Annotated in this window: 19 protein-coding genes; 8 read left to right on the top strand and 11 right to left on the bottom strand. The window is 71.8% G+C overall.

The window, feature by feature from the left end:
* Positions 1 to 16: 16 nt before the first annotated feature.
* On the bottom strand, positions 17 to 928 hold the full coding sequence (gene mca / locus HN031_RS02780; RefSeq protein WP_172266041.1) for a mycothiol conjugate amidase Mca: 912 nt from the start codon (positions 926 to 928) through the stop codon (positions 17 to 19).
* Positions 929 to 966: 38 nt separating this feature from the next.
* Here mca and HN031_RS02785 point away from each other — a divergent pair, with 38 nt between their 5' ends.
* On the top strand, positions 967 to 1,356 hold the full coding sequence (locus HN031_RS02785; RefSeq protein WP_172266044.1) for a DUF4307 domain-containing protein: 390 nt from the start codon (positions 967 to 969) through the stop codon (positions 1,354 to 1,356).
* Between the two features lie 234 nt (positions 1,357 to 1,590).
* Positions 1,591 to 2,082: a transcription elongation factor GreA gene (gene greA / locus HN031_RS02790; protein ID WP_172266047.1), complete on the top strand. Its 492-nt coding sequence runs from the start codon at positions 1,591 to 1,593 to the stop codon at positions 2,080 to 2,082.
* A 229-nt stretch (positions 2,083 to 2,311) separates the two neighbouring features.
* On the opposite strand, the gene ilvA is transcribed toward greA, so the two are convergent.
* The 6 genes from ilvA to HN031_RS02820 all read right to left on the bottom strand — a co-directional run bounded on the left by ilvA (position 2,312) and on the right by HN031_RS02820 (position 8,660).
* A complete protein-coding gene (gene ilvA, locus HN031_RS02795) occupies positions 2,312 to 3,520 on the bottom strand; it encodes a threonine ammonia-lyase (protein ID WP_172266050.1) in 1,209 nt (402 codons plus the stop codon).
* Positions 3,517 to 4,944 (bottom strand): AI-2E family transporter, encoded by a 1,428-nt coding sequence (locus tag HN031_RS02800; RefSeq protein WP_172266053.1) that lies wholly within the window; start codon positions 4,942 to 4,944, stop codon positions 3,517 to 3,519. Before HN031_RS02800 ends, ilvA begins: the two co-directional genes overlap by 4 nt.
* A gap of 9 nt (positions 4,945 to 4,953) precedes the next feature.
* Positions 4,954 to 6,372: a glutamate mutase L gene (locus HN031_RS02805; RefSeq protein WP_172266056.1), complete on the bottom strand. Its 1,419-nt coding sequence runs from the start codon at positions 6,370 to 6,372 to the stop codon at positions 4,954 to 4,956.
* Positions 6,369 to 6,686, bottom strand: a complete 318-nt coding sequence (locus HN031_RS02810; protein ID WP_172266059.1) for a DUF202 domain-containing protein — start codon at positions 6,684 to 6,686, stop codon at positions 6,369 to 6,371. The genes HN031_RS02805 and HN031_RS02810 overlap by 4 nt, the downstream gene beginning before the upstream one ends.
* Before the next feature lie 2 nt (positions 6,687 to 6,688).
* Positions 6,689 to 7,849, bottom strand: coding sequence for a cystathionine gamma-synthase (locus HN031_RS02815; protein WP_172266061.1), 1,161 nt, complete (start codon positions 7,847 to 7,849; stop codon positions 6,689 to 6,691).
* Positions 7,850 to 7,964: 115 nt separating this feature from the next.
* On the bottom strand, positions 7,965 to 8,660 hold the full coding sequence (locus HN031_RS02820; RefSeq protein ID WP_172265500.1) for a hypothetical protein: 696 nt from the start codon (positions 8,658 to 8,660) through the stop codon (positions 7,965 to 7,967).
* Positions 8,661 to 8,892: 232 nt separating this feature from the next.
* Here HN031_RS02820 and msrA point away from each other — a divergent pair, with 232 nt between their 5' ends.
* The gene (gene msrA / locus HN031_RS02825) at positions 8,893 to 9,543 is read left to right on the top strand and encodes a peptide-methionine (S)-S-oxide reductase MsrA (protein WP_172266064.1); all 651 of its coding nucleotides are present in this window, start codon (positions 8,893 to 8,895) and stop codon (positions 9,541 to 9,543) included.
* On the opposite strand, the gene HN031_RS02830 is transcribed toward msrA, so the two are convergent.
* Both HN031_RS02830 and HN031_RS02835 read right to left on the bottom strand, forming a co-directional pair.
* Positions 9,536 to 9,943: a pilus assembly protein CpaE gene (locus HN031_RS02830; RefSeq protein ID WP_172266067.1), complete on the bottom strand. Its 408-nt coding sequence runs from the start codon at positions 9,941 to 9,943 to the stop codon at positions 9,536 to 9,538. The two genes, msrA and HN031_RS02830, sit on opposite strands and share 8 nt — an antisense overlap.
* A gap of 32 nt (positions 9,944 to 9,975) precedes the next feature.
* The gene (locus HN031_RS02835; RefSeq protein WP_172266070.1) at positions 9,976 to 11,481 is read right to left on the bottom strand and encodes a phospholipase D-like domain-containing protein; all 1,506 of its coding nucleotides are present in this window, start codon (positions 11,479 to 11,481) and stop codon (positions 9,976 to 9,978) included.
* Between the two features lie 196 nt (positions 11,482 to 11,677).
* Here HN031_RS02835 and HN031_RS02840 point away from each other — a divergent pair, with 196 nt between their 5' ends.
* The gene (locus HN031_RS02840) at positions 11,678 to 12,019 is read left to right on the top strand and encodes a YciI family protein (protein ID WP_172266073.1); all 342 of its coding nucleotides are present in this window, start codon (positions 11,678 to 11,680) and stop codon (positions 12,017 to 12,019) included.
* A 24-nt stretch (positions 12,020 to 12,043) separates the two neighbouring features.
* Here the strand turns inward: HN031_RS02840 and HN031_RS02845 are convergent, their stop codons facing one another.
* Positions 12,044 to 12,616 carry a hypothetical protein gene (locus HN031_RS02845; RefSeq protein WP_172266076.1) on the bottom strand — a complete coding sequence of 191 codons (573 nt, stop codon included), beginning with the start codon at positions 12,614 to 12,616 and terminating at the stop codon, positions 12,044 to 12,046.
* A 125-nt stretch (positions 12,617 to 12,741) separates the two neighbouring features.
* Here HN031_RS02845 and HN031_RS02850 point away from each other — a divergent pair, with 125 nt between their 5' ends.
* Positions 12,742 to 13,470 (top strand): CDP-alcohol phosphatidyltransferase family protein, encoded by a 729-nt coding sequence (locus HN031_RS02850; RefSeq protein WP_172266079.1) that lies wholly within the window; start codon positions 12,742 to 12,744, stop codon positions 13,468 to 13,470.
* Positions 13,471 to 13,506: 36 nt separating this feature from the next.
* On the opposite strand, the gene HN031_RS02855 is transcribed toward HN031_RS02850, so the two are convergent.
* Positions 13,507 to 13,791 carry a DUF1905 domain-containing protein gene (locus tag HN031_RS02855; protein ID WP_172266082.1) on the bottom strand — a complete coding sequence of 95 codons (285 nt, stop codon included), beginning with the start codon at positions 13,789 to 13,791 and terminating at the stop codon, positions 13,507 to 13,509.
* 372 nt (positions 13,792 to 14,163) lie between these two features.
* Here HN031_RS02855 and HN031_RS02860 point away from each other — a divergent pair, with 372 nt between their 5' ends.
* The 3 genes from HN031_RS02860 to HN031_RS02870 all read left to right on the top strand — a co-directional run bounded on the left by HN031_RS02860 (position 14,164) and on the right by HN031_RS02870 (position 17,208).
* Positions 14,164 to 15,522 (top strand): AarF/ABC1/UbiB kinase family protein, encoded by a 1,359-nt coding sequence (locus HN031_RS02860; RefSeq protein ID WP_172266085.1) that lies wholly within the window; start codon positions 14,164 to 14,166, stop codon positions 15,520 to 15,522.
* Between the two features lie 41 nt (positions 15,523 to 15,563).
* Positions 15,564 to 15,968: a nuclear transport factor 2 family protein gene (locus HN031_RS02865; protein ID WP_172266088.1), complete on the top strand. Its 405-nt coding sequence runs from the start codon at positions 15,564 to 15,566 to the stop codon at positions 15,966 to 15,968.
* A 178-nt stretch (positions 15,969 to 16,146) separates the two neighbouring features.
* On the top strand, positions 16,147 to 17,208 hold the full coding sequence (locus HN031_RS02870) for a class I SAM-dependent methyltransferase (protein WP_172266091.1): 1,062 nt from the start codon (positions 16,147 to 16,149) through the stop codon (positions 17,206 to 17,208).
* Position 17,209: the final 1 nt, after the last annotated feature.

Below are 17,209 nucleotides of genomic sequence, written 5' to 3' on the forward strand. Positions count from 1 at the left end.
GTGTCCCACTCGCCCCCTAGGGCGCGGGGGTCGGGATCCCGGCGAACAGGTCGTCCTCCGGCAGCGTCGACTCGACCGTGGACTCGACCAGCTCGTAGTCCTCGGTCGGCCAGACGGTCTGCTGGATCTCGCGCGGGATGGCGAACCACATGCCGTCGGGGTCGATCTGCGTCGCGTGCGCCAGCAGGGCCTGGTCGCGGACCCCGAACCAGTCGCCGCACGGCACGCGCGTGGTGATCCGGTCGTCCCACTCCGGCTCACGCTCCCACTTCGCGAGGCGCTCGGTGTAGGGAGACTCCAGGTCGTGGGCGAGCATCGCCTCGTGCAGGGCGTTGGTCTTCGCCCAGCTCCAGCCGTGGTGGTAGTAGAGCTTCATCGGCTGCCACGGCTCCCCCGCCTCGGGGAAGCGGTCGGGGTCGCCGGCAGCGGCATAGGCCGCGACGGAGACCTCGTGGCAGCGGACGTGGTCGGGGTGGGGGTAGCCCCCGCGCTCGTCGTACGTCGTCAGGACGTGCGGGCGGAACTCGCGGATCAGCCGCACCAGGCGCTCGGTCGCCTCCTCGAGCGGGACGAGCGCGAAACAGCCCTCGGGCAGCGGCGGCAGCGGGTCGCCCTCGGGCCAGCCGGAGTCCACGAAGCCCAGCCAGTCCTGACGGATCCCGAGGATGTCGCGGGCGCGGTGCATCTCCTCGCGCCGGATCTCGGTGATGTTCTCCCAGACCTCGGGGCGGTCCATCTTGGCGTTGAGCACCGAGCCGCGCTCGCCGCCGGTGCAGGTGACGACGTGGACGTCGACCCCCTCGGCGACGTACTTCGCGGTGGACGCGGCGCCCTTGCTCGACTCGTCGTCGGGGTGGGCGTGGACGTGCATGAGTCGGAGTCCGGCGCGGGGCTGGGACGTGCGCCGGTCTGCGGAGGGCTGGGCCATGCCGCTGATTCTAGGAGGGGCGACTTAGGCTTCTGTGCGTGACCACCGACCTCGCCGAACGGTACGGCGCGCCCGCGCCGTGGCGCCGCCCCGTCACCATCGGCGTCGCGGTCCTCGTCGCCGTGGTCGGGCTGACCTGGCTGGCGTGGACGGCGTGGTTCCACAGCACGCCCGCGGTCACCTCCGAGGTGATCACCTACGACGTCACCGGCGACCACGAGGTCCGCTCCCGGGTCAACGTCGAGCTCGCCGACGACGTCGAGGCGACCTGCCGGGTGCGTGCCTACTCCGAGGACCACACGACGGTCGGCGAGCTGGCCTTCACGCCGGTCGACGGCACCAACGAGGTGGTCATCCGCACCGAGCGGCGCGCCACCACGGTCGAGAAGCTCGGGTGCACCGCACCCGGCCAGCCCCGCCCCCGCTGACGACCCACGCAGGACGCCCCGCGGTACGGCGCCGCGTCCGTGGACGTCGTACGACCTGCACTTTCGCCCCCGGCTTGCTAACCTGATCGTTCTGCCCGTCCGGGTGCGCTGGCCCAGTCCGTTGCCGCGCCGACTCCGATCGGACGGAGGACGCACCACCGACCCGATGCGGGGGCGCTGAGGCACACCCACGGCACCGCCGCATCCAGTACCACGTGAAGCAGGAGTAGACACATGACCGACCAGGGCACCATCTGGCTGACCCAGGAGGCCTACGACAAGCTGCAGGCCGAGCTCGAGGACCTCAAGGGTCCCAAGCGCCAGGAGATCATCGAGCGCATCTCTGCCGCCCGTGACGAGGGCGACCTCAAGGAGAACGGCGGCTACCACGCCGCCAAGGACGAGCAGGGCAAGCAGGAGGCCCGCATCCGCCAGCTCGAGGACATCCTCCGCAAGGCCGAGGTCGGTGAGACGCCGCCCAACGACGGCGTCGTGGAGCCCGGCATGGTCGTGACCGTCGACTTCGGCGGCGGCGACACCGAGAAGTTCCTCCTCGGCGCCCGCGAGAACCTCACCGAGGGCGACGACCTCGACGTCTACTCGCCCCAGTCCGCCATGGGCGCCGCGATCAACGGCAAGTCCAAGGGCGACGAGGTCACCTACACCGCGCCCAGCGGCAAGGACCTCACCGTCACCATCGTCGACGCGGAGCCCTACCAGCCCTGAGGGTCAGCGCCCCGGCGCCACCTCGCGAGCACCACCGCAGGAGCGGTGAGTGAGGCAGCTTCTTCCGGCGAAGAACCTGCACCACTCACCGCTCCGCGGCGTTTCGGACGCTCTCGGTTTCCCCGCATAGGCGGGGATCTTCGAACATCTGCAGGCGTGTACGCCTCCAGATGTTCGGGTTTCCCCGCCTATGCGGGGAAACCGCAGCGGCCGTCCGCGGGCGGCCCGCTCAGTCGTGGACGCGGTAGCCGCGCTCGCGCAGCCGGGCCATCAGGTGCTCGGCGTGCGCCTCGCCGCGCGTCTCGAGCTGGATGCGGACCTCGACCTCGTTGAGGTTGAGCGTCGGCGAGATGCGCTCGTGGGCGACCTCGAGCACGTTGGCGCCCTCGGCGCCGACCTCGGTCAGCAGGGACGCGAGCCCGCCGGGGAGGTCGGGGATGCAGACGCGGAGGTAGAGGTAGCGCCCGGCGGCGGCCAGGCCGTGCCGGATCACCTTGTTGAGCAGGAGGGGGTCGATGTTGCCCCCGGACAGCACCGCCACGGCGGGGGTCTCGAAGCCGCCCGGGCTGTCGAGCATCGCGGCCACCGCGGCCGCGCCGGCCGGCTCGACGACCTGCTTGGCGCGCTCGATCAGCGCCAGCAGCGCCTGGGACAGCGACTCCTCCGAGACGGTGATGATGTCGTCGACGTGGTCGCGCACCGCGGCGAAGGTGATGTCGCCCGGACGGCCGACCGCGATGCCGTCGGCCATCGTGGTCATCGAGTCCAGCGCCACGGGCCGGCCAGCGGCCAGCGAGCCCGGGTAGGCGGCGGCACCCTCGGCCTGCACGCCCACCACGCGTACGTCGGGGCGCAGCCCCTTGATCGCGATCGCGACGCCGGCCAGCAGTCCCCCGCCACCGGTCGGGACCAGCACGGTGCGCACGTCGGGTGACTGCTCGAGGACCTCGAGGCCGAGCGTCCCTTGGCCCGCGACGATGTCGACGTGGTCGAAGGGGTGGATCAGCACGGCGCCGGTCTCCGCGGCGAACTCCCGCGCCCGGGCGAGCGAGTCCTCGAGGTAGCGGCCGTGGAAGACGACCTCGGCGCCGTAGCCCCGGGTCGCCTTCTCCTTGGGGATCGGGGCGCCCTCCGGCATGAACACCGTCGACCGGATGCCGAGCGTCGCGGCGGCGAGGGCGACACCCTGGGCGTGGTTGCCCGCCGACGCCGCGACGACGCCGTTGGCGCGCTCCTCCGCGGAGAGCCGCGACATCCGGACGTAGGCCCCGCGTGACTTGAACGAGCCGGTGCGCTGGAGGTTCTCACACTTGAGCGAGACCGGCCCGCCCACGAGCGTGGACAGCCAGCGCGACTCCTCCATGGGCGTCGTGACGGTGAGGCCCTCCAGCGCCTTGCGGGCCTCGAGCACGTCGGCGAGCGTCACCTGCTGGGTCATGGCTGGTCCTCGTGCTGGTCGGAGGGGCGGCGGTCGCGGGGGCCGGAGTCGTCGTCCGGCGCGTCCGGACCGGCCAGCGGGCTGTCGTCGTCGGGCACCACGTCGGGTGGCAGGCCGTCGGTCGCCAGGTCGGTGTCGAGCGCGTCGTCGGGCTCGTCGTCGCCGATCGAGGTGTAGCTCGCCAGGTGCTGCGCGACGGCGTTGCCGGCGGCGGCGAGGGGTACGGCGATGAGCGCGCCCGCGATGCCCGCGACGAGCACGCCGCACCCGATCGCCACGATGACGCCGAGCGGGTGGAGCGAGACGAAGCGGCCCATGAGGAACGGCTGGAGGATGTGGCCCTCGACCTGCTGGACGAGGATGACGCCGCCGAGCATGAGCAGCGCCGTCCAGGGGCCCTGGTCCACCAGCGCCACCAGGATCGCGACGGAGCCCGCGACCGTGGCACCGATCATCGGCACGAACGCGCCGAGGAAGACCAGCACGCCGATCGCGACGACGAAGGGCACCTGCAGGAAGTAGGCGACGAGCATGATGCCGATCGCGTCGGCCATCGCCACCAGCACGGTCGCCCGCACGAACTGGGTGAGCGACACCCAGGCCACCTGGCCGGACGCGTCGATCCGCTCGCGGGCGGCGCGCGGCGCGAGCCGCACCATCCACGCCCAGATGCGCTTGCCGTCGGCGAGGAAGAAGTAGGTCGAGAACAGCACGATGAAGAAGCCCGCGACCACGTGCCCGACCGCGGTCCCGACCTCCGTGACGCGGGTGACCATGCCGTCGGTGCCGGTGCTGTCGGTGATCGCCCCCTGCACGCCCTCGATGTAGCCGTCGAGCTGGGAGTCGGAGACGCTGAGCGGGCCGTTGCGCAGCCAGTCGCGGACCTGGTCGAGGCCGGTGACGACCGAGTCGGCGAGGTCGCTGGCGCCCTGGGCGACCTGCTGGCCGACGTAGGTGAGCAGGAGCGCGACCGTCCCGATGCCGAGCAGCATCACGAGGCCGGTCGCGGCCCCGCGCGGCAGGCCGGCCCGGCGCAGCGAGCTGACCAGCGGCGAGGCCAGCGCGGCGACGAGGAGCGAGATGGCGATGGGCAGGGTGATGACGGCGAAGAAGCGCATCAGCCACAGCACGCCGAGGCCCGCCGTCGCGATGACGATGAGGCGCCACGACCACGCGGCGGCGAGGTCGAGACCCCACGGCACCTGGGCGCGGCTGAAGTTGGACGGCCCCGTCGTGAAGGCCGGCTCGACCCTGCGCTCGGCGCGCAGCTGCGCCCACTGCGACAGGATCCGCTCGGTCAGCCGGTCCTCCTCGTCGCTGCGACCGAGGGCGGCGAAGAGCCGGCGTCGGCGCGACTCCTCGTCCCCGGGGAGGTCGGACCGGTCGTCGGCCCGGTCGCTGCCGGGCGCGTGCTGCTGGCTCACCCCGCCACGCTACCCATCACCGGCCGAGCGCAGTCGGCTGACCAGGCGGTGCGCCGCGATCGGGTGCTCCTCGGCCAGGAGCCCGGCCGCCGCCAGCACGTAGTCGCGGTCGACCACCACCACCGGGTCGCGCGGCAGCTGCCACCCTCCCTCGAAGGCGTCGCCCGTCGCCGGCAGCAGCACCCGGCGTACCGCGTCGGGCCCGCCGTGGCGCAGCACGCCGCCCGAGCCCACCATCAGGTCGACCTCGCGGAGGTCCTTGCCGCTGCGCTCCACGACCCGGCCCTCGGGACTCACGACCACCTTGCTGCGGCCCGCGTGGCGCTCGAGGGCGATCCGCACGGCGGCGGCCGCGATCTCCAGGTCGGCCTCCCGCTCGGCGTCACCGTCGGCCCCGTCGTCGGGCAGCAGGTCGGGGTGCGCGCGACGGCGTACGGCGGCCGCGGACAGGTCGTCGCGACCGGCGGCCTCCACCGTCGAGATCGCCGACCACCGCATGCCGAGGTCGCCCTCCACCGTGCGGGTCACGGGCGTGGTGGCCACCACCTCGCGGGCCAGGCCGCTGTCCTCGGGGTCGAGCTCGACGACGCTGTGCACGTCGGTCGTGGCGCCGCCGACGTCGACGACGACCACGTCGCCGGCCCCGCGGTGCTGCTCGTCGAGGCCCCGGGCGAGGAGCTCGACCCCGGTCAGCACGACGTCCGGCGTCGCGCCGCGGACCAGGTCGGTGAAGGAGCGGCCGCGCGCGTCGGTGCGGCTGCTGAGGTGCTTGCCGCCGATGACGTGGCTGAGGAAGATCTCGCGGATCGCGCGGCGCGCGCTGTCGGGGGCCAGCACGCCGATCCGGGGCACGACGTTGTCGGCGAGGACGTGCGGGGTCCCCGACTCCTCGAGCGCGGCGCGGACGACGGGCTGGGACTCGACGTTGCCCGCGACGACGACCGGACCCGGCCACGGCACCCCGGCGAGGAAGGCGGCGTCATCCTCGAGCACCTCGGCGTTGCCGCCGTCGGTGCCACCGACGAGGAGCACCACGTCGGGCTCGGCAGCGCGCAGCTCGGCCAGCTTGGCCCCGTCGAGGCCGCCGGAGAGCACCAGGACGACCTTGCCGCCGCTGGAGAGCGCGACACGGCGGCCGGCCTCTGCGGTGACCAGCTCCTCGTTGCCCACGACCGCGACCCGCAGGCCACCGCCGGCGCTGGAGCAGGCGAGCACGTCGGCGTCGGCTGCCCGCGGCTCCTGCTCGACGAGGGCGGCCACGCAGGCGTCGTACCCGTCGAGGACGTCACCGCGCCCGTCACCGTCGGGCTGGGTCGTGGGCAGGGTCGTGGGGTGGCTCGCGGTCGCGAGCAGGTCGCCGCTGTGGACGTCGACCGCGGCGGCCTTGGTGAACGTCGACCCGAAGTCCACGCAGAGGACGACGCTCACACGACCACCGAGATGCCGGCCACGACGACGAGCGCCACCACCGCGAACGCCAGGACGTGCACCGTGCTCCCGACCGGCAGCTCACGACCGGCGCGGATCGCCCGGTCGGCCTGACGGAAGCGGAGCCAGCCGCCACCGGCGGCCACCAGCGCCGCACCGATGAGCAGGACGCCGAGCAGGCGCTGGGCCCACGACGGGTCGAGCAGGTGGAACACCGCCAGCGCTGCGGCCACCAGGCCCACGGCGGTGCGCTGGTAGGCGAGGAAGGTCCGTTCGTTGGCCAGCGAGAAGCGGACGTCCGGACCCTCGGGCATGCTCACCCCAGCGCTCGGTCGAGGTCGGCGACCAGGTCCTCGATGCTCTCGATGCCGACGCTGAGCCGGACCAGGTCGTCGGGCACCTCGAGGTCGGTGCCCGCCACGCTGGCGTGGGTCATCCGGCCGGGGTGCTCGATGAGGGACTCGATGCCGCCGAGGGACTCGGCGAGCGTGAACACCTCGGCGCGGTCGCACACCGCGAGCGCCCGGTCGACACCGCCGGCGACGCGGAACGAGACCATCCCGCCGAAGCGCTTCATCTGGCGCGACGCGACCTCGTGGCCGGCGTGCGACGTCAGGCCGGGGTAGATGACCTCGGTGACCCGCGGGTCGCCGTCGAGGAACTCGACCACCCGCTCCGCGTTGTCGCAGTGGCGGTCCATCCGCACGCCGAGGGTCTTGAGGCCGCGGTGGGTGAGGAACGCGTCGAACGGGCCGGACACCGCGCCCATGGCGTTCTGGTGGAACGCGATCTTGTCGGCGAGCTCGTGGTCGCGCACGACGACCGCTCCCCCGACGACGTCGCTGTGCCCACCGACGTACTTGGTCGTGGAGTGGACGACCACGTCCGCGCCGAGCGTGAGCGGCTGCTGGAGGTAGGGCGAGGCGAAGGTGTTGTCGACGACGAGCAGGGCGCCGGCGTCGTGGGCGACGCCGGCGAGCGCCTCGATGTCGCCGATGGTGAGCATCGGGTTGGTGGGGGTCTCCACCCACACGAGCCGGGTGCGGCCCGGGACGATCGCAGCGGCCATCGCCTCGGTGTCGGCCACCGGGGCCGGGGTGTGGTCGAGGCCCCAGACCTTGGCGACCTTGTCGAAGAGGCGGAACGTCCCGCCGTAGGCGTCGTCGGGGATCACCACGTGCCCGCCGGCGCCGGTGAGCGCGCGGATGATCGTGTCCTCGGCGGCGAGGCCGGAGGCGAAGGAGAACCCCCGCTCGCCGTCCTCGACGGCCGCGAGCGCGCCCTCGAGCGCCGTACGCGTCGGGTTGGCCGAGCGGCTGTACTCGTAGCCGCCGCGCAGGCCGCCCACGCCGTCCTGCTTGTAGGTGCTGCTCGCGTAGATGGGCGGGATGACCGCCCCCGTCATCTCGTCGGGCTCGTAGCCGGCGTGGATCGCACGCGTCTCGAACCCGGCCTTGTTGGCGCGTTCCTGGGTCACCCTCCGAGCGTAGACCCAGCGGTCGGTGCCCGGGACAGCGGAACGGCCGCCGCACCCCCCGATGCGGCGGACGTTCCTTCCTCTGAGCTGTAGCCCGGGGAGCTGGTCTCCGCCGCTACGGTCGACCGGCGGTTCCGTCAGCGTCGGTGGACGGGCTGGTCCGGCCGGGAACGGCCAGGGCGAGGGGGCTCACGGCGAAGGTCCCGGTCGTGTAGCCGTAGGTCGCGCTCGAGGAGAACGCCCAGAGCACAGCGCCGAACGTACCCCCGACCGGCCCGGTCCCGAACGTCGCTCGGGTGAGGGTGACGGTGCCCATATTGTTGTCGGACGCCTGGAACACGCACAGGTGACCGGCCGACGCCGTCGGAGCAGCAGGCGTCCCCCCGCACCCAGCCGGGACGACCCCACCCAGGGGAATGAAGTGGGCGGTGGGTTCGGCAGAGAGCTCCGGGTAGGTGATCTCGGTGAACGAGGCCTCCGTGTTGCTGGACGAGCTGAAGGCCCAGACCCCCCGGAACACCTTCGGGTACGGCGCGTACTTCGCGTCACTCTCGGCCTTGGTGTACGACGAGCCGGTGAGCGCATAGTTGCCCTTGGGCTGGTACTTGGTGTCGGACTCGGCCTTCGTGTAGCCCGAGCCGGCAGCCTGGTACTTCGCGTCGGAGTCCGACTTGGTGTAGTACCTCTTGTTGCTCTTCTTCTTGGTGTAGTACCGCTGGTCGGCCTGCGGCTTGAGCTCCTTGTTCCAGATCTTGTTCCAGTTGGTGGCCACGGCGTTGCTGACCTCGGCGCCTGCCGGCGTGACGGCCATGAGGCCGCCCCCGACCAGGACGCCTACGAGGAGGGCGACGAGTGGCCTTCGGATCGATCGACGTGAAGACATCACAGTTCCTTTCCGACGAGTGCTGCGGATCTCTTCACCGTCCTCTCGCCACGGCACATGCACATCAGTGACAGCACCACGACTAGACCGCGTAATTTCACCTAGGCGCCGGGAGGGTCTCCCGGGACACGTCCCTTGCGCTGCGAGGGATGATGGAGCCATGTTCGGTTTCGGCAAGCCCACGACCCTGCCCACCCCCGACCAGGCGCTCCCGGGCCGCACCGAGTCGATGTGGAGCCTCGGGGAGCACCTCGTCCTGCACACCCCCGTCGTGACCGACGAGGCGCCGGCGGGCCACGAGGTCGCGATCCTCGGCCTCGGCTGCTTCTGGGGTGCCGAGGAGATCTACTGGCAGGTGCCGGGCGTCTGGTCGACGTCGGTCGGCTACGCCGGCGGCAGCACGCCGAACCCGACCTACGAGGAGGTGTGCAGCGGTCGGACCGGCCACACCGAGGCGGTTCGCGTGGTCTTCGACCCCACCGTCGTCTCCTACGCCGACCTGCTGAAGACGTTCTTCGAGATCCACGACCCCACGCAGGGCATGCGCCAGGGCAACGACGTGGGCACCCAGTACCGCTCCGCGATCTACTGGACCACGCCCGAGCAGGAGCAGACCGCCCGCGAGCTGACCAAGGTCTACGGCGAGGAGCTGGCCCGCCGCGGTCTCGGGGAGATCACCACCGAGATCCGCCCGTCCAGCGAGACGCCGTACTTCTACGCCGAGGACGTGCACCAGCAGTACCTCGCGAAGAACCCGTTCGGCTACCGCTGCCACGCCAACACGGGCGTGAAGTTCCCCGCGACTACCTGAGGCTGCTCCCCAGCAGGCTCAGCACGGCGCGCCCGGCCGCGCCGTCCGCCGTGACGTCGACGTGCTCCTCGCGACGCGGGCCTGCCTCGACGAGCACGACGTGCCCGCCCGAGCGCGCGGTGAGGCTGACGAAGCGCGGGCCGAGGACGTCGAGGAGCTGGTCCAGGCGAGGCAGCCACACGGCCTCGGTCTCCTCCACGTCGTCCAGCGCCCACTCGGTCGTGCCGTTGAAGGCGAAGACGCGTCCGGCGGGCTGGTCGCGGACCTCCACCACCATGTCGCTGACGGTGAAGACCGTCTCGTCGAGGTCGCGGTCGGGCAGCCAGAACCGGTCACCGTTGGCCGGCGACCACGCGAGTCCCGCGTCGTGCAGGCGGCGTGCGAGGTCGAAGGAGATCACCTTGACAGTGTTGCTCGCGCTCGGGCGACTCCTCAGTCGGCTTCCCAGTAGGGCCCGGGCAGGTAGGGGTCGCGCTCCACGGTCGTGACCGGGCGGCGCACCGTCACCCAGATCGTGCGCACCGTCCCGTCGGGATCCCGCACCGTCCGCGGCACCCGGAAGTTGGCGTACGTCGTCGTGTAGGCGTTGCGCGAGTTGCGCGCGTGGTCCCACTGGTAGTTGAAGTTCGCGAGGTACTTCCGCGCCACGACGCCTCCGCGCACGGTGAACCACACCTCGTCGTTGGCGGTGCTGAGGCTCGACCAGTTCACCGAGCCGGTCAGCACCATCTCGGTGTTGGGCACACCGGCGTAGGTGCCCTGGATGACGAAGTACTTCTGGTGGCTGTAGTAGTCGAGGATGAGGTCGTCGACGCCGTCGTTGTTGAGGTCGAAGTTGTCGTCGGTGTCGTAGTCCAGTCCGGTCGAGCGCAGCGGGATCCGGCCGCGGGCGGTCGGTGCGCCGAGGACGCCCTTGGTGTGGAAGCCGATCAGGCCGTAGCTCACGCGCACGTCGCAGCCCTGGACGTACTTCTTGCGGATCGCGGCGGCCAGGTAGTCACCGCGCTCGCCACGCATCGTGTGCATCGACAGGGCCAGCCGGGTCCGGGTGCGCTCACCGGTGACCGGGTCGGTGCCCCGGCACTGCACGCGGTCGAGCATGTCGATCACGAGGTCGTTCTTGGGTCCCGAGACGCGGGGGAAGGCGACCGCGGTGTGCTTGTCGACGGCGTCGTCGCACGCCCCGGTGAGCGGCGTCCCGCAGAAGCCGATCGGCTCCTGGCGGGTGTCGTAGTCCTTGCTCATGTCCTTGAAGAGCCCGACGAACTGGCGGAACAGCTCGTGGTCGCCGTCGGTGAAGTAGAGGTCGTTCCACTGGTGGACGGCGGCGTTACGGGTCATGTTGGCCGACCCCACGGCGACGACGTCGGCGGACCGGCCGGCCTCGCTGAAAAGGTAGAACTTCGAGTGCAGGTTGTTGAACTCGTTGGCCGCTCCCCGGCAGCTCTGCCGGCACTTGTAGATCCAGCTGTTGCGCCGGCGGTCCTTGCCGATCTCCGCGCGGATCACCTTCATCGCGGGGGTCTCCCAGTGGTCGTTCAGCAGGATCTGCACCTGCACCCCGCGTCGGTGGGCCTTGGCGAGGGCCTGCGCCACCGGCATCCGGTCGAGGGAGTAGATCGCGATCCTGATCGACGCGCCCTTCGGCGTGTGGTTGATGGTCTGGACGACCTTCTGCTCGATGCGGAAGTGCCCGGCCGCGCGGTGCGGGTCGTTGAAGAACGGCCCGCTCGGTGCTCGCCAGCCGTTGCCGGGCTTGTGGCGCGACGCCGCAGGGCGGACCTCGCGCGACGCCTGTCCTACGGCCTGCGCCACGGGAGCGTGCTGGACCGACCCTGCTGCCGCGTCGGCCGCGGTGGCCGCGACCGCCCCGCCGACCAGCACGCTCGTCACCAACGCCAGCACCAGCCCCACGCTGGACCTCGACGACTTCTTCACGACCCCACCACCTCTGACCTGTTGCTCGTGCTGGGCTGCTGTACCCGCCGGGCCAGCATATGAACGCAACCGCTCCCCGTCGGTCGACTGGCCCGGGACCCGGACGGATTCCTGGCCGAGGAGTGTCGATCCGGGCCCGTCCCGTCCGTCAGAGTGGTGACGGGCCGCACCGGGCGGGCCGCACCGGAGGAGCGACATGACTCAGTACGCCATCTACTTCCACCAGCAGTGGGTCGGTGACCACGACCTGGAGTGGTTCCTCAGCAGGGTCGAGCCGTCGACGGCGGTCGTCCGCGACATGGAGGAGGCCGGGGTACTCGTCTTCGCGGGGGGACTCGTCGAGGACATGGCCGAGGCGTTCAGCGCTGACGGCACCAGCGGCACCATGGTGGTCAGCGACGGCCCCTACACCGAGACCACGGAGTACCTCGGCGGCATCACCATCGTCGACGTGCCGGACATCGAGACCGCCAAGATGTGGGCCGCCCGGGTGGCCGAGGGGTGTGGCTGGCCGCAGGAGGTCCGGGTCGTCAAGTGACGACCCGGCGCCCCAGGCGGGGGTCTACTGCGCGACCCACTCGGTGAAGGTGCGCGGCTCCCCGAGCCAGTCGGTCCGGGTGGTGCTCCCGTCAGGTCGCGTGCCCGCCACGCGTACGGCGACCCGCACCTCCGCGGGCGAGCCGATCGCGTCACGGGCGATCCGGATGCGCACGTGCTCGCGGTCGTAGTCGATGCGCATCCGGTAGGAGCCCTCCACCGGCTGGCCCACGGCGCCCTGGGCGAACCCGTCGGTGGTGACCAGCTGGTAGTCCGTGCCGACGAAGAAGCCGCCGGTGAAGACGTACTCCGGCCCGGTGTCCGTGGGGTCGGTGTCGATGAACACCGAGCCGGAGGACCCGCTGCGGAACGACTCGCGCAGGTCGGTGTGCGTCGTGGTGATGACCACGTTGCGGGCACCGTGCTCGACCTCGACGGAACGGAGGTCGACGCCGTGGCCGAGGTCCTTCGGGTCCGCGACGCCGATGCTGTCGGCACCGGCGGGAGCGAGCTGGGTCAGGGTCAGGGCGGCGGCCGCCAGGAAAGCGGCGCCCAGCCGCGCGGCGGTGCGCGCGGACGTCTTCGGTGAGGTGTTCATGTGGTGTGGACGCGCCTGCGGGGCAGAAGGTTGCATCGCGCCTCCTGCGCTGTGGATCCTTGGTGTCGGTCCGTCGTCTGACATGATCCGCATGCCCAGCAGGACCCGACCGACCGAGGAGACGTGTGGCGTCGCGACGGCAGCCCCTCTGGATCGCCGCCTCGTGGCTGGTGCACGCCTACACCGCCTCGGGCCTCGTGCTGGCCTTCCTCACCGTCATCGCGGTGATGGAGGGCGACACCATCCGGGGCCTCTGGCTCTTCCTCGCCGCGATGGTCGTCGACGGCACCGACGGCATGCTCGCGCGGTGGGTGCAGGTGAAGCGCCACGTCCCGTGGTTCGACGGGGCGCTGCTCGACAACATCGTCGACTACATCACCTACGCCTTCATGCCGATGGTGCTGCTGTGGAGCGCCGGCTTCCTCGGTGAGGGTGTCTGGGCGACGGTGCTCGCCGTCATCCCGCTCCTCGCCTCGGGCTACCAGTTCTGCCGCGTCGACGCCAAGACCGACGACCACCTGTTCCTCGGCTTCCCGAGCTACTGGAACATCGCCGCGTTCTACGTCGTCGTGCTCGACCTGCGGCCGGCGACGGTCGCAGTGGTGCTCCTGGTCTGCGCCGTGCTCGTGTTCGTCCCCATCGGCTACGTCTACCCCTCGCGCACCGCCACGCTGCAGACGCCGACGCTCGTGCTCACCACGCTCTGGCTGGCCAGCTATGCCGTGCTGCTGACGCAGGTGCCCGACCCCGGCGTGGTCTGGCTGACGATCTCGATCGCCTACGTCGTCTACTACGTCGTGCTCAGCCTCTACCTGACCGCCCGCCGTGGTCGTACGGCGGCCGCGACCGGCTGACCGCGCGGCCGACCGACCTGCCGACCGACCGGCCGACTAGCGACCGACGGAGAGGCGTACGTCGACCACGTCGCCCAGCTCGAGGCGCTCGGCGGTGCGCACCGCGACCTTGACCGGCAGGAACCACGTCTCCTCGCGGGGGAACATCGACGTGGTGAACTCGCTGTCGCCGATCCGCGCCCGCACCGGCACCACGCCCCAGTAGACGACCTCCGCCTTGACCTCGTCGACGAGGTCCGCGGCGTCGGGCGGGAGCCGCACGAAGTGGAACGGTGCCGGCCCGCGCCACTCGACCAGCTCTCCGCGGAACTCGACGTCCATGCCTCCAGCCTCCCAGAGACGGGCCCCGGCACCGACGCAAAGACCGGGCGGGCGGGAGCCTGTGGCTCCCGCCCGCCCTTCCACCGCGCCCCTGTATGCACGGTGGGTCACCCCTGGAGAGGGTCTTGCTCAGCCCTCGGCGCCCTGGCGGGTCATCCGAGTGCTGCGACTGTGGCCAGGAGGGACTCCGGGACCGTGCCGCCGGCGGCGGCCGTCGCCGACGCGGCGAGGACGCTCGCGACGCAGGCGAGCAGGATCTTGGGTCGCACGGTGCCTCCTGGAAGGTGGGGTTCTGGCCTTCTCAACGACGCGACGCGCGACAGGTCACGCGAGGTACGAGAACTCGTTTCGTCCGCAGGGGACAATGGCCCCATGACCGAGTTGCCGCGCAAGGCCGCCGCCCGTACGGCACGACTCGCTGCGCTGCCCCTGGGCTATGCGGGGCGGCAGGCGTGGGGCCTCGGCAGGCGGCTGGGCGGGAAGCCCGCCGAGGCCGTCCTGTCCGACGTCCAGCAGCGCACGGCGGAGCAGCTCTTCCGCACGCTCGGCGAGCTCAAGGGCGGCGCGATGAAGTTCGGGCAGGTGCTCAGCGTGCTCGAGGCGGCGCTGCCCGAGGAGGTCTCGGCCCCCTACCGCGAGCACCTCACCGCGCTGCAGGACTCGGCTCCACCCATGCCCACCGCGACGGTCCGCGAGCAGCTCACCCAGCACCTCGGCGCGGACTGGCGCGAGCGCCTCGTGTGGCTCGACGGCGCCCCGACCGCGGCAGCGTCGATCGGCCAGGTCCACCGCGGACGCTGGGTCGACCACGCCACGGGCGCCGACGGCACCGAGCGCGACGTCGCGGTCAAGGTGCAGTACCCCGGTGCCGGCGAGGCGCTGATGAGTGACCTGCGGCAGATCGCCCGGGTCGCGCGCGGGGTCGCGCCGGTCTTCCCGGGGATCGACATCAAGCCGCTCGTCGCCGAGCTCCAGGCGCGGGCCGCCGACGAGCTCGACTACACGCTCGAGGCCGAGGCGCAGTCGGCGTACGCCGAGGCGTTCGCCGGCGACCCCGACATCGTGGTGCCCGGCGTGGTGGCCGTGGGCGGCGAGGTGCTCGTCACGGAGTGGATGGACTCGCCCTACTCGCTCGCCCACATCATCCGCGAGGGGACTCAGGAGGAGCGCGACCACTACGGCGAGCTGTTCGTCCGCTTCCTCTTCGAGGGGCCGCACCGCACCGGCATGCTGCACGCCGACCCGCACCCCGGCAACTTCCGCATCCTGCCCGGTCCCGACGGCGAGCCCGGCCGGCTCGGCGTCCTCGACTTCGGTGCCGTGGCCCGGCTGCCCGGCGGCACCCTGCCCGCGGCGATGGGGCGGCTGATGCGGATCGCCCTCGAGTCCGACGAGGAGTCGCTCGTCGCCGGGCTGCGCGAGGAGGGCTTCATCAAGGAGCACATCGACGTCGACCCGGCCCTCGTGCTGTCCTACCTCGCGCCCTTCGTGGAGCCCGCCGGCCACGAGCGCTTCACCTTCACCCGCGAGTGGATGCGCGAGCAGTTCGAGCGGGTCAACGACCCGCGCGCGGAGACGTTCACGCTCAACACCCGGCTCAACCTGCCGACCTCCTACCTGCTGATCCACCGCACCTGGCTCGGTGGCATCGGCCTGCTGAGCCAGCTCGGCGCGACGGCGCCGTTCCGCGGGATCCTCGAGGAGTCGCTGCCGGGATTCGCCCTCGACTGAGCCCACCGCCCGGTCACGGGCGAGGTGGCACGATGACGCGCATGGACGCCGCCACCTCCCTCGCCCGCTGGCACGCCGTCGTCGAGAGCCGCGACCCTGCCGGGCTGCCGGGCCTGGTCGCGCAGGACGCGGTCTTCCGCAGCCCGGCGGTGCACACCCCGCAGCAGGGCCGCGACACCGTCGTCGGCTACCTCACCGCCGCCTTCACGGTGCTCGGCCCCGCGCTGACCTACGAGCGCGAGTGGCTGGGCGAGGACTCGGCCGTCCTGCAGTTCCGCACCGAGGTCGGGGGCCTCGACGTCTCCGGGGTCGACATCATCACCTGGGACGAGGACGGGCTGATCGCCGACTTCACCGTGATGGTGCGACCGGCCAAGGGGCTCCAGGCCGTCGTCGAGCAGATGGGCGCCGAGCTGCTCCGGATGCTGGAGGCGGCGGGCTCGTAGGGGTGGCCGCCGGCGCTGAGGGTGGCGGCACACCGCACGTACGAGGCCTCCGGAACGGCAACCTGCCGCCACCACCGTGAGCCGCACATCCGACGCTGCTTCATCAGCAACAGCTGAGGCGGCGAGACCACCCCGTACGTGTGAGCTCCAGTCGGGCCGCACGCTGCCACACTGCAGGATGACCGACTTGTCCTCCGAGCAGCTGGCCGAGCGCCTCTTCGGCTCCCTGCTGGGCACCATCGACGTCCTGTCCGTCTACCTCGGCGACCGCCTCGGCTGGTATCGCAGCCTCGTCGACGACGGTCCGGCGTCCGCGCCGACGCTCGCCGAACGCACCGGGACCGACGCCAGGTATGCCCGCGAGTGGCTCGAGCAGCAGGCCGTCACGGGATACCTCACGGTCGATCAGGACGGCGGACCCGACGAGCGGATGTTCTCCATCCCGCCGGCAACGGCCGAGGTGATGACCGACACCGCCAGCGTGAACCACCTGGCACCCTTCGCCCGGATGTTCGCCGCGACCGGGCCCACCCTGCCGCAGCTGGTCGAGGCCTACCGCACGGGCGGCGGCGTGTCCTGGGAGCAGCTCGGGGCCGACGCCCGCGAGTCGCAGGCCGACGGCAACCGCCCGTGGTTCGACTCACGGCTGGCTCCTGCCCTCGCGGACGTACCCCGGGTGCACGAGGTGCTGAGCAGGCCGGGTGCCACCGTGCTGGACGTCGGGGCGGGCGGGGGGTGGTCGACGATCGCCCTCGCCCGGGCCTATCCCGAGGCCGACGTGTCGGGAATCGACATCGACCGCCCGTCGGTGGAGCTGGCTCGCGCCAACGCAGCGGCTGCCGGGGTGGCCGTCGACTTCCGCCACGGCGACGCCGCGGACCTCGCCCCGGGCAGCTACGACGTGGCGTTCGCGTTCGAGTGCGTCCACGACATGCCCGCGCCGGTCGAGGTCCTGTCCGCCGTGCGCCGGGCGCTCGCGCCGGGTGGCTGCCTGGTGGTGATGGACGAGGCGGTCGCCGAGACGTTCGCGCCCGACGGCGACGAGCTCGAGCGGCTGATGTACGGCTTCAGCCTGCTCATCTGCCTCCCCGACGGCCTGTCCCGACGGCCGAGCGCGGGGACCGGCACCGTGATGCGTCCCGCGGTGCTGAAGGCGTACGCGAGCGAGGCTCGCTTCACCGACATGGAGGTCCTGCCGATCGAGGACTTCGGGTTCTGGCGGTTCTACCTCCTGAGGTGAG

Source organism: Nocardioides sp. zg-1308 (genome assembly GCF_013155375.1).
Lineage (GTDB): Bacteria > Actinomycetota > Actinomycetes > Propionibacteriales > Nocardioidaceae > Nocardioides > Nocardioides renjunii.

Bases quoted from the DNA above. Each gene is read 5' to 3' on its own strand.
- mca (WP_172266041.1), bottom strand. From the start codon at position 928: ATGGCCCAGCCCTCCGCAGACCGGCGCACGTCCCAGCCCCGCGCCGGA.
- greA (WP_172266047.1), top strand. From the start codon at position 1,591: ATGACCGACCAGGGCACCATCTGGCTGACCCAGGAGGCCTACGACAAG.
- ilvA (WP_172266050.1), bottom strand. From the start codon at position 3,520: ATGACCCAGCAGGTGACGCTCGCCGACGTGCTCGAGGCCCGCAAGGCG.
- HN031_RS02810 (WP_172266059.1), bottom strand. From the start codon at position 6,686: ATGCCCGAGGGTCCGGACGTCCGCTTCTCGCTGGCCAACGAACGGACC.
- HN031_RS02820 (WP_172265500.1), bottom strand. From the start codon at position 8,660: ATGGCCGTCACGCCGGCAGGCGCCGAGGTCAGCAACGCCGTGGCCACC.
- msrA (WP_172266064.1), top strand. From the start codon at position 8,893: ATGTTCGGTTTCGGCAAGCCCACGACCCTGCCCACCCCCGACCAGGCG.
- HN031_RS02840 (WP_172266073.1), top strand. From the start codon at position 11,678: ATGACTCAGTACGCCATCTACTTCCACCAGCAGTGGGTCGGTGACCAC.
- HN031_RS02845 (WP_172266076.1), bottom strand. From the start codon at position 12,616: ATGAACACCTCACCGAAGACGTCCGCGCGCACCGCCGCGCGGCTGGGC.
- HN031_RS02855 (WP_172266082.1), bottom strand. From the start codon at position 13,791: ATGGACGTCGAGTTCCGCGGAGAGCTGGTCGAGTGGCGCGGGCCGGCA.
- HN031_RS02860 (WP_172266085.1), top strand. From the start codon at position 14,164: ATGACCGAGTTGCCGCGCAAGGCCGCCGCCCGTACGGCACGACTCGCT.
- HN031_RS02865 (WP_172266088.1), top strand. From the start codon at position 15,564: ATGGACGCCGCCACCTCCCTCGCCCGCTGGCACGCCGTCGTCGAGAGC.
- HN031_RS02870 (WP_172266091.1), top strand. From the start codon at position 16,147: ATGACCGACTTGTCCTCCGAGCAGCTGGCCGAGCGCCTCTTCGGCTCC.